We start from the raw sequence: 11,405 nt of genomic DNA, 5'->3' as shown, positions 1-11,405 counted from the left end.
GCCAAAGAAGGTGTTCGACCGCCTGTCTCTGGTCAGTTTGCTGGATACGATAAACCGGCTTCAGAGCCAATCATGAACCGCCGTGGTACGGAACCGTATGCCCGGTGGTGTGAGAGGACGGGGGAGGTGACTCCCCCTCCTACTCGATTGCCCTGGCTCGCCGCCAATTTGGTGACTGTTTGTATCCAGCATTCTGAAATTACGACAATTTTGCGCTTGTGGCGCTATCTGTATTAACCTACCTTTAAATCAGAGCCGGCACGATAACCGGCCGGATAAAACAATAAAAGCACGGAGAGAGCCATAGTCAGCCTCTGGACGGTGTCCGCCATCGGAGATCGGATCAGAAGGCTGGCAGCAACACCACACCCGCGATTGGCCTGGATCGCGTTGTTTGATTGGGGCACATCTTGAAAACAATACTCGACGTACAGGCGGCGAACGATGATTTCGCCGGTCAGGCCAGTGCCGTACCGTCCGGAGAGCTGATCCGGGATCTGCTCAGTCAACGGATCAAGGTACCGGCCGCACCCGCCGTTTTCCTGGCCCGTCCGGGCTTGCAGAAAATCATTGCCGACGCATTGCAACCCGGCCGGACGCTGCTGCTGGAAGCCCCTGCCGGCTATGGCAAAACCCAGGCGCTGCGGGAGCATGTTGTGGCGGCGGGGCAGGAGAGGGTTGCCTGGCTCAGCGTCGAATCCAGGGACAATGACCCACGGCGTCTGATGGCGCTGCTGGGCATTGCCCTGGGGCAGGATCAGCGCCAGGCGCTTGGCTCGATGCAGCGCGATCTCTACCCCGACCTGTTGAGCCTGCTGTTGCAGCGCTACGCACGGGAATTTGCGGAGAAGCCCGAAAGCCTGCCGACCTGTCTCATTCTCGACAATGTGCATTGGCTGACCCAGCCGGATGCGCGTGACATGATCGAACAGATGGTAGCCGAGTTGCCAGAGACCCTGGCCCTGGTGCTGATCTCTCGAGAACAGGTCACTTTCTCGACCCATGGCGCTGCACTCGGCGGCCGTCTGGCACGGTTGGGCGCGGAAAACCTGCGCCTGTCACTGGCCGAGACCGAGGTCCTGTTCGCCGAAGAGTTGCAGCAGCAGCGCATTCGCCCGGCGGACATCGAGCAGATGCATCACGTCAGTGAAGGCTGGATTACCCCGCTCCAGTTGTTCCGGATGGAGTTGCAGGGGGAAACCGGTACGCCGCGTACAATCCTGGAAAGTCCCGCCGTTGCCCGCTTCTTCCGCGATGGTCTGTTGGGACACTACTCGACCGTGGCCCAGGTCATGCTGTTTCATATGGCGGAGCCCGAACTGATCAGCGATGCGCTATTGCAGTCCCTCAATGAGGCGCTGTTTGAGCTGGAGCTGACACCGTCCATGGCCTGCCAGAAGGGGCTGCCGATCTGGCCGGTGTCCGGGCAGGGGCGCTGGTACCGGTTCAACCCCCTGTTCCGCGATTGGTTGCTGGGCCGGGAACTGCATGGCCGGCAGACACGCGCGTTGCGTGCCAGTCACTGGTTTGAGGCCCGCGGTGACCGATCCGAAGCCCTGACTCACGCCCTGCGGGCCCAGGATGCCGATCGCGCGCTGGAAATTGCCGCCAGCGGATCCGAAGCCCTGCTGGCCGGGCAGAACACCGGGGAGTTACTGAGCTGGCGCCAGCAGCTTCCCGCCCACCTGATTGAAAAGAGCCCGCGGCTGCGCCTTGTCTACGGCTGGGTGCATGCCATTGGCGGGCAATTCAGTCTGGCGGAAAAATTGATTGAAGGGTTACCCGGTGCTGAGACGGATGCACTGGGTGGTCGTTTGATGACGTTGCGGGCGTTTATCCTGCGAGGTCGCGGTGCCATAGGGCCGGCGCTGGAGGCGGTCGACCAGGCCCTCGCCGATAGCTCGTTGTCCGACCATGCGCGCCTGATGGCGCTATGGATACGCTCCAGCGCCCTGTGCGCCGTCGAACGTTATGCCGAGGCGCGCAGTGCCAACCGGCATGCGGCCCGGCTGGCCCGCGAATCCGGTGACCCGGGCAGCGAGATCCTCGCGGTGTACGATCATGCCCGAATCGAACTGGGCAAGGGGTACCTCAAGCGTGCCGAGACGTTGATTCGCCGTGGTATGGATGTGGCGCTCAACGCCCCGTACCAGCCACCCAGGGTGGGTGAGAGCCGGTTGCAGCTCAGCCTGGCCCTGTTGCTCTGGCACCAGGGGCGATGGCAGGAGGCTGAAACCAGCCTGGTGCGGGCCGCACGTCAGGCTGAACACTGCCGTGACCTGGGGCTGTTGATGAACCTGGCCCTGCGGGCATTGATTGCGAAATCCCGGGGTGAGCTGGAACAGGCGTTCAGCTGGATCGGGCAGGCTGAACGAACCATGCAGTTGTGGCAGGTGGACGACATCGCCTATCGACCGGTGCTGGAGGCCTTGAAGCTGTCCTGCTGGCTGCAGGGAGACCAGTTGCATCGGATGGATGCCGCTTTGGAATGCCTGGTGACTGGGGACCGGGAACCGTGCGTACCGGAGCTGTTTCCCATGCTGCCAGGCCTGGTTGAAACACTGCGGATTCGAAACGACATCGCCCGGGGCGACCTGGCATTGGCGCAGGAACGTCTGGCGGTTTACGGCCAGTCCATGGATGGGCTTGAATTGCCATTGGGCCGCCTGATCTACGCGCGTATTCTCCAGTCGATGATTCACGACAAGGCCGGCAAACCGGACAAGGCACTGGTGGCCCTGCGTGAAGCATTGCAGGAAGCGGCCCGCGAAGAATACGTCAGTCCGTTTATCGAGATGGAAAGCGCGTTGCGTGAGCTTCTGCCGAAAGTCCTGGCGTCGGCCGGTGAGTTGCCTTTCTTCGACCGACTGCGTTCCTATTTCCGGGTCGAGAAGCATCAGGCCGCCAAGGCCGGCAGAGAACTCGTCGAGCCGATCAGCGACCGCGAGCGCGGGGTGCTGGAGTTGATCGCCATTGGCCTGTCCAACCAGGACATTGCCGACCGGCTGCATATTTCCCTGCATACGGTGAAGACCCATGCCCGACGGCTCAACGCCAAGCTGGGGGTGCGGTCACGCACCCAGGCGATTGTCCGTGCCCGGGAGTTGGGGGTGCTTTAGGGCAATCCTGTGATTTGGCGAACGGGGCGTCATGGGCCTCCGCCGATACACCATCCAGGGATTAGACGAGAGTTGCCTCTTTCTCCCGAGTCGCCACACCTGAGCCGGCCTTGCCCATGAGGCGGTCGATCCGGCGATCCTTTGCCAACCACAGGTCATCCACCCAGGCCTGGAATTCACTCCGCAGTTGCTCATCGCTGGTGTAGTCCATGCCCCGGAAGTGGGCCGGTATCTCGACGGTTCTGACATCGATGATGACGCGCTTGATGCGACCGCAGAGATAGTCCCAGAAACCGTGCCGACGATCGGGGTATACGATGGTGACGTCCAGCAGCGTATGCAGCGTCTCTCCCATCGCCCCCAGCACGAAGGCCGTGCCGCCGGCCCGTGGCTTCAGCAGGTGCCTGTAGGGTGACTGCTGGGCATCGTGCTTGGCCTGGGTGAAGCGGGTGCCTTCCATGAAATTGAACACGGTGACGGGCGTGTAGTGAAACTTCTCGCAGGCCGCACGGGTGGTTTCCAGGTCCTTGCCTTTCAGGCTGGGTTTCCTGGCGATCTGCTCCTTCGTGTAACGGCGCATGAACGGAAAATCCAGGGCCCACCAGGCCACGCCCAGCAGCGGTACCCAGATCAGTTCCTGCTTGAGGAAGAACTTGAGCAGTGGGATGCGGTCGTTCAGGACGTACTGGATCACCGGGATATCCGCCCAGGATTGATGGTTGCACGTCACCAGGTACCAGTTGTCACTGGACAGCTTGCCGACGCCCTCCACCTGCCATTCGATCCGGTGGAGCAGGTCGGCCAGCCGATTGTTGAAGCCGATCCAGAGATAGGCGATCCAGCTCAGCACCACCGTGCAGCCGGCGCGGACGACCCGGATGGGAACTATGAGCTTGATGAACGCAAACAGCAGGAGTATGGGGAGCAGGACCAGGGTGTCTGCGAGGATCAAAAGGGCGGCCAGGCACCCTTTGAGTGTCGCAGGCAGGAAGTTCAGCATGGTTTCGTCTCGTTGGCGATCAGTGCGAGTCGTGTGGGGTGTCTGGCGTTCTGGACTCGCCCATCAACTGGTTGGTTCTGGCGCGGGCCTGGTGGCGGATTTCCGGTGTGACATGGGCACCCAGGGCGGCGACGGCGGCCAGCATGACGGATATATCGTCGGTGTAGCCCAGTACCGGTGTGAGGTCGGGAATGGCATCCACCAGGCTGATGAAATAGCCCAGGCTGCCGGAGATGACCGTTTTGCACCATAGCGGTGTGCCCGGCGCGCGCAGTGTATAGTAGAGCGTCAGCCCCAGCTCCAGCGGCTTCCGCCCCAGGCTGAAGGCGCCCTGACGCAGCTTGTCGCGAAACCCGCCGTCCGAGTAGTGTTCCGACCACTCGGGTATCCGGGTGCTTTCCAGTTGTCTCTTCACAGGTCAGCCCTCGCTTTTCGCAATGCCTCCCGGCGTAAACGCAGACTCGTCGCCGGTCGCCAGCCGCAGCAACTCCGGCAGGGTGTTGCTGCTGCCAATCAGCGCCTTGTATTCCTTGTCATAGTATCCAAGGTTGTTGTGGCGGATCATAGCCTGGATTTCCTCAACGTAGGCGGCTCCGCGCTCGGAGTAGCCGATCAGCCCCTGCGCCAGGGCAACACCGCCGGGGAAGCGGTCCTTTTCCCGGGCCTGCTCCCGCGTGTTGCGCAGGGCCTGGTAGCTGTCGTGACGATTGATATTGGTGATGTAGGCGCGGATGGACTCATAAGGCGACGCGAATGCCGCCACCTCATGGGTCGCGCCTTCCACCCGGCTGCGGGGGACGAGCCCGCAACCCTTGGTGAAACACCACTGGCCGAACAGGTTATTACCCTGGGTGGCAAAGCGTGAGGTGCCCCAGGCCGATTCATTGGCCGCCTGGGCCATGATCAACGAAGGCGGGATGACGTCGAGGCGCCGGTTGAGCACTTCATACATTTCCGGAGAGGCGATGTCGGCATCGACCCGCAGCCGTTTGGCCTGACGCTTCAGCCAGGCCATCTCCTGACCGGTCAGCTTCGGTTTCCTCTCCAGGATCTCCAGATTGTCGCGGAGCATCAGCACACGTGTATTGGCGAGGACGATGCGAGGGTACAGGAAGGAAAAGAAAGCCGCCTTCTTCTCGGCCGTGTCGTGATAGTCCGTAAAGTCCGGCAGGTCCGCCATGGCCCAGGCCGGGAGCGGTGGCAGGGCGTCCAGCGTTGCGTTGTCCTGATCGTACTCCGGCTGGAAATCGGCGGGCTTATGGAGCGCACCCCAGCCGAAAGCCAGGACCAGCGTGGCTGCCATGGCTGTCAGTTTTACACCTGCTGACATTACGTCCTCCGATTACTGCAGTCTGACGCGTATTGTAACAGGTTACGAAAACAAGCCTGTTTGGTTCAGTTACAGCAGGTATCTGTTTCGCTGGTGTTTACTCTCTCGCTCCCAAAAGCAGTCCAATGTACTCCTCGCCGGCAACCGTCGTTTCACGGTATCTCAGGACAACAAATTCACGATCGCTGGACAGGTAGCCGTCCAGGACGATGGAGCCATCGGCGCTGGTAAACGTCAGTCGGTCGCCGGAGGGCACATAGGTCAGGTCGACGTTGGCATCGCCGACGGCGGTGGGAGGCTGTTGGCCGGTGGTGCTGATGGATTCCCTGATCTGGAAGCCGGCCAGTGAGACCGTGGCTTCCCGGGTCGTGACGTTGGTGATCGACAGCCGGCCTCGATCCACCTGCCGCAGGTACTGGTCGTCGTCGCCCAGCCCGGCGATGGTACCGGACAGCCGGTAATTCGCCTCTTCCGGACCGCCGCTCCCGGTTTCCAGCGCAAACAGGATGCCCTGTCCGTTGACCGGGTTGTCCAGGTTGAAGGCAAGCAGGCTGGCGTCGGGATTGCTGGCGCCGATACCCTCGACCCCGTAGAAGCCGGTGGTGCTGTCATACAGCAGGTTGAGCCGCCCGTTGTCCGTCTCGCCGGCGCCCAGTTGGGACGTGCGGTTGCCAACGTGCGCATTGTCATCGCGGTTGGGCGCCGTGCTGTCAACGGCGCCGCTGGCATCCCGGCGAATCGACTCGGCCGTTGCCGTCTGGGTGTAGTCGCCGCTGCCGGTGCTGCTCCAGGTGCCGATCAGCGACTCGGTCCGGAACGGGTAGGTGCTCCCACCCAACTGGACCGAAAAACTGATCACGTTGTAGTCAGACTGCAGGGTGCTTGTATCGAAAGGGTCGCTTTGAGCCAGTCCGACATCGAATGCGGAGACGAAGTAATTCTCCAGTTCGCCCTGACGCTGGTAGTTGCCGGCACTGTCCTGTTCAAGCTGGATGGCTTTGCCGGCGCTGAAGTAGTTGGCCAGCAGCGTATCGGGATAGTCGTCATCGGACAGCAGGACGTGGGCGTCGAGGAAGTAGGGGTTGCGGGTCCAGCCGACGGGCAATGAGCCGGTCTTGTCGGTAATGCTCTGATAGAGGGAAGAACCCGCCAGGAGCCGGTCCTGGTTGACGATGCTGGCGGCGCTGGGCGACGTGGCATGGCTGTTGATGTCCCAGAATCCCCGACCTTGGGTGTCATAGAGGCCGTTGTCGTAACGGTCGAGCGTTGCGCGTTCGTACGGATAATCGGTGGCCATCGAGGTGACGTTGATGCCGAAGACCGAGAACGACGTCATGCTCAAGCCGGGATAGACGTAGGCCACGCCATCGCTCTCGATGCGTTCCTCATAGGCGCGCTGTGTCGCCCACTGCGCCGCAGTCGAACTGGAAAAGCGGCTGCTGCGCCCCAGTTCCAGGCCAAAGTAGACACCGTTCATGTTGACCGTGTCTGCTGAAATGGCGCTGGTGGAGACCGGCGGGACCTGGGCCAGTTCGGTCATGCGGTCGACGTAGTTGGCCAGGTCGGTCCGGGCGGCCAACTGGCTGACGGCGCCTTCCAGGGAGGTGCCGTCGGGAATATTGATTTCAAAGTCCTGGATCTGGTCGGCCAGGGTCGACCAGACGAACTTGTTGATGCACAGGCCGTCGCTGTCGGTGGACTCGACGCAGTCCATGACGGTGGCAAACTCGGAACTGTTGTAGCCCCCCAGCCCGTAACGCACGACATACTCGGAGAAGGGATTGACCTTGATATCCCGATCGCGATCCGTGGCGAAGGCCCGGATGCGGGTGCCGTTGTATTCCACTTCGATCAGCACATTCGGGCCAACGGGTTGCCCCTGCGGGAATTTGATGACGGTGTAACCGTCTTCGTCCTGGCGCTGTTCCGTTGTCACGGTACTTATCTTGGTCAGGGTCTGGTTGGTTTTATAGACGCTGGCGCTGTCCGGCTGCACCAGGTGCAGATTGCGCCGGGAGAGAGGGGCGCTGGGGGCGAGGAGGCTCGGCACTTCGACGGTAATGCGGACCTCGTTCCTGGCCAGGCCTGCGGTGTTGTTGGAATCGCCGGTGCTGGATTCGGTGAAGTCATCGGCCGGGTTTTTCTCCCCCGAGAAGCTGTTGGGGCGTTCACCCGCCTCCTGGACTGCGTCGTCTCCACCACCACCGCAGGCCGTTAATGCGACGGTCAGGGTGAAAAGGCTGAGGAGGCGAAGGGTAACAGGCATGGCAATCGGGCATCCAGGATTTGAAGTTCCCGGCAGATTAGCAGGCAGCCTTCCCTGAAAAAGTGAGGTTCGGCACGGAACGGAAAGTCTGTAACGGTTTGTGGTATGGGAAGGGGCGGGGCGGTAAAGCCAGCGCAAGAAAAACGGGGTCCGTCCGGGACCCCGTTTCTGCTGAAAGCGATCTGACGTTATCGGTTCAGAAGTAGAGCTTCATACCGGCCAGGACGCCTTCATCCAGATTGACGTCGCCGCGCGGGTCGAGATCGGTATTGAGGTACCGGTAACCGGCGAACAGCTCGGCGTTGCGGATGACGCGGTAGCTGACGCGACCCTCGAAGCTCGTCATGTCGTCGGAATCACCGAATGACAGGATGCTGGGGGCATAGTGCAGCGCACCGGTCACCGAGAGCCCCGGGACGTTGGGGATGTTCATGGTGGCGAAACCGCCGATGCCCACGGCACCACCATCGAGATCATCGTCGTCCCAACCGATACCCTGGACGCCGATACCCGCCGTGGTCGGCAGGTTGCCGAGCGCCGTACGACCCTGTGCGTGCAGGTCCAGGTTGACGATGTGGCGACTGCCTTCGTGGTAGGTATAACCGGCGCCAGCCTGGAGGTCGGCGGTGTTCGGCGTGAAGTTGACCTGGCCCTTGGCGGAGTCATTGGTCAGGCTGAGGTCAAAATCGGCAGCCAGGGCCGGTGTGGCAACGATAGACAGTGCCAGAATGGAAAGGCGGCAGTAGTTCATGGATTTACCCTTATCGTTCGTTCTGGTTGGATCTGCGGTCATAGTAGCCATGGGCCAGGGGCCTCTCAACTTACGATCTGGTCATATCAGCCGGGTCTTACATGACGCCGGATCAACGGTTTACAACGCATACCCGCCGCTCGTCGAGCCTGTTGTCAGTGCCGGGGTGTGTCCTGTTCGTCGTCTGCTTCAGGAAATTCACCGGGATCCGCGTCCTCGGCTGGAATCCGGAATTCCTCATTGGCCCAGGCTCCAAGGTCAATCAGCTTGCAGCGTTCGCAGCAGAACGGCCGGTAAGGATTGTTGACGTCCCATTCGACATCGTTTTTACAGGTTGGGCAGGTTACAAGCATGGATCTCTGAATACCGGTTGAGAGAACCCGACGTCTTCCGGCTCAGGGCCTTCGGCGTACGGGGTGGACCAGACTGGGGCCAAAGAGTTGATTTGAATAGCGATCTGACTTTGAACCCGGAGTCCTTATGGTAACCGGCTCAGACGTCGATTGCACTCCGGCAGAACTGTTCGATCACGGCACGGAGCATTTCCATGTTGACCGGCTTGGCGACGAACGCGTCCATGCCGGCACGGCGACAACGCTCCTCGTCCTTTTCCATGGCGCTGGCCGTTAGCGCAATCACCGGTACGGCCGGCTGGTTGAGGTTGTGCTCACGTTCCCGCAGGCGTCGGGTGGCTTCGTAACCGTCGACCCGGGGCATCACGCAATCCATGAAGATCAAGTCGAATTCGTGCCACTGGATCAGCCCCAGTGCCGCCTCACCATCGTTGGCTGTGGTCACTTCGCACCCCAGTTTTTCCAGCAGGCGGCGTGTGAGCGTGCGGTTGACCGGATTGTCCTCCACCAGCAGGACCCGCATACGTTGACTGGGCAGCGGATGCGGGCTGCGCTGCTCCGGGCTGGGCTGCAGGGAGAACCGGGTCAGGAAGGCGCGCTCGCCATTGGCTCGGTCGGTAAACATCTGGTGCAGGATCGGGGTCAGGTAGGATTCACGCAATGACTTGCTGAGAAACCCGTCGGCGCCGGCCTGGCGGAAGTGTTCCGCATCACCGCGTTGTGGGTTGGAAGACAGGACCAGGATGCGCGTGTCCTTCCAGTCCGGATTCTCGCGTACCTGCTGGCAGAGCAGGTCGCTGTCCATATCCGGAACGAAGCCATCCAGGATCATGGCGTCGAAGGGGGCGCCGCTGTCGCTGCTCTGGCGTAGGGCCAGTAGGGCCTCGGCCGCCGAGTGGACGGCCTCGATATCCACCTCGTTGCGCGACAGCATTTCCAGCGTGATCTTGCGGGACAGCGCGTAGGAGTCCACGACCAGCAGGCGCTTGCCGCGGATCATGCGGGTATCCGGTCGGACGCGGGTGGTGCCTTCCGGCGCCTGCGCGAGATCCAGTTCTATCCAGAACGTCGATCCTTCGCCGGGCTGGCTTTGCACGTCCAGGCGTCCGCCCATGAGCCCAATCAGTTGGCGACAGATGGTGAGGCCCAGCCCGGCACCCGGCAGTTGCCGGCGAAAACGTTGGCCCAGTTGCACGTAGGGTTCGTAAACCAGGGGCAGATCCTCGGCGTGAATGCCCACGCCGGTATCCTCGACGGCAATGCGGATCTGGATGCGTTCGTTCTTGTGGCCAAGGACTTCCAGGTTAACCAGGACGTGGCCGGAATCGGTGAACTTGATGGCATTGGAGGTCAGGTTCAGCAGTATCTGGCGCAGACGGATCGGATCCCCCCGCAGGGCGTTGGGCAGGTTCTCATCGACCCGCAGTTCCAGGGCCAGGCCTTTCTCCCGGGCGCGTTCGCCAAGCATGACCACCAGATCATTAAGGGTATCGCGCAGGTCGAACGGGATGTCTTCGAGCACCAGCTTGCCGGCCTCCATGCTGGATATGTCCAGCAGGTCGTTGATGATGGCGGACAGGCTTTCCGCGGAGTTCTGCAGGGTCTTGACGAAATCCCGTTGCTCGTCGTCCAGTTGCGTGTCCTCGAGCAGGCTGGCATAGCCCAGCACGGATTGCAGCGGTGTCCGCAGCTCATGGCTCACGTTGGCCAGGAACAGGTTCTTGGCGTGGTTGGCGCGAACCGCTTCGTCCCGCTCGTCCCTTGACTGCATGCTGGACTGGCGCAGGTCGCGGGCCTCTTCCAGTAACTGGGCGCGCATGATGTTAAGGGCATGTTCCACTTCGCTCAGTTCATCGGCCCGGCGCGGCGGGCGACGGTGCAGTTTGAGCGGCGCGATCAGGGCGTCGAAGTTGAGCCTCTTGATGTAATCGGAGATGGTTTCCAGGTGACGGGTCAGCGTCAGGCGTACGATGAGCAGCAAACCCAGTGTGCCCAGCATTACGATCACGCTCTGGAACATAAGCAGGGTCAGGCCGCGGCTGATCACGTCCTGGTAGACTGTGCTGAGGGAGGAACTGATGGTCAGCGTGCCGAGCTGCTGTCCCTGATGCTCCCCGTCGGTGATCTTGATGGGGTAGGTCTGCTCGATCCGGTCATTCTCGACCGGTTGGCCGGCCCGGAAGACATCGCCGGTTTCCGAACGGACCTCGGCATACTGCATCGATGGAAAGGCGAGCAGACCCTCCAGGCTATTTTCCACGGCCTTGAAATCGAGCATCCAGAGATTGCTGCTCAGTACCGGCTGGAGCATCTCCGCGGCGCGGTTCTGGACTTCCGCCAGCTCGCCCTTGCGGCGTTCAAACTCGCCGAGCATCTGGGCCCCGGTGGCAACGATGGAAAGCAGGAAGCTGAAAATCAGGACATAGGCCAGCAATCGAGCCGCAAGTGGCCGGACACCGAGTTTCTTGAGGGATGTTCGTAATGCCACGCTACCGGTTCCCTGGTGAAGTGATGCGACTACGGCAAACCAGAAGGCATCTGCAAGAACCACTCAGATGACCCAGCACCTTGAATTTAATGCGCTCA

At 61.4% G+C, this 11,405-nt stretch carries 8 protein-coding genes; 1 reads left to right on the top strand and 7 read right to left on the bottom strand.

Annotation, left to right across the window (positions count from 1 at the left end; genetic code table 11):
* The first annotated feature begins 410 nt into the window (after nucleotides 1-410).
* Entirely contained in the window at nucleotides 411-3,119 is a 2,709-nt protein-coding gene (locus tag EZI54_RS08800) for a LuxR C-terminal-related transcriptional regulator (protein ID WP_131481065.1), read from the top strand.
* A 61-nt stretch (nucleotides 3,120-3,180) separates the two neighbouring features.
* Here EZI54_RS08800 and EZI54_RS08795 read toward each other — a convergent pair whose 3' ends face one another.
* From EZI54_RS08795 to EZI54_RS08765, 7 genes are all read right to left on the bottom strand, one after another.
* The gene (locus EZI54_RS08795) at nucleotides 3,181-4,119 is read right to left on the bottom strand and encodes an acyltransferase (protein WP_131481063.1); all 939 of its coding nucleotides are present in this window, start codon (nucleotides 4,117-4,119) and stop codon (nucleotides 3,181-3,183) included.
* Between the two features lie 19 nt (nucleotides 4,120-4,138).
* A complete protein-coding gene (locus tag EZI54_RS08790) occupies nucleotides 4,139-4,534 on the bottom strand; it encodes a YkvA family protein (RefSeq protein WP_242674393.1) in 396 nt (131 codons plus the stop codon).
* Between the two features lie 3 nt (nucleotides 4,535-4,537).
* Nucleotides 4,538-5,449: a glucosaminidase domain-containing protein gene (locus tag EZI54_RS08785; protein WP_131481061.1), complete on the bottom strand. Its 912-nt coding sequence runs from the start codon at nucleotides 5,447-5,449 to the stop codon at nucleotides 4,538-4,540.
* Between the two features lie 97 nt (nucleotides 5,450-5,546).
* The gene (locus EZI54_RS08780; RefSeq protein ID WP_131481060.1) at nucleotides 5,547-7,715 is read right to left on the bottom strand and encodes a hypothetical protein; all 2,169 of its coding nucleotides are present in this window, start codon (nucleotides 7,713-7,715) and stop codon (nucleotides 5,547-5,549) included.
* Nucleotides 7,716-7,911: 196 nt separating this feature from the next.
* Nucleotides 7,912-8,466, bottom strand: coding sequence for a YfaZ family outer membrane protein (locus EZI54_RS08775; protein ID WP_131481058.1), 555 nt, complete (start codon nucleotides 8,464-8,466; stop codon nucleotides 7,912-7,914).
* 155 nt (nucleotides 8,467-8,621) lie between these two features.
* Nucleotides 8,622-8,819: a DNA gyrase inhibitor YacG gene (yacG, locus tag EZI54_RS08770; RefSeq protein WP_131481056.1), complete on the bottom strand. Its 198-nt coding sequence runs from the start codon at nucleotides 8,817-8,819 to the stop codon at nucleotides 8,622-8,624.
* Nucleotides 8,820-8,958: 139 nt separating this feature from the next.
* On the bottom strand, nucleotides 8,959-11,307 hold the full coding sequence (locus tag EZI54_RS08765) for a response regulator (RefSeq protein WP_341352848.1): 2,349 nt from the start codon (nucleotides 11,305-11,307) through the stop codon (nucleotides 8,959-8,961).
* Nucleotides 11,308-11,405 lie beyond the last annotated feature (98 nt).

Source organism: Marinobacter halodurans, from assembly GCF_004327985.1.
Taxonomy (GTDB): Bacteria; Pseudomonadota; Gammaproteobacteria; order Pseudomonadales; family Oleiphilaceae; genus Marinobacter_A; species Marinobacter_A halodurans.
Note: the sequence above shows the minus strand (reverse complement) of the source record. Positions and strands in the feature narration are given on the sequence as shown.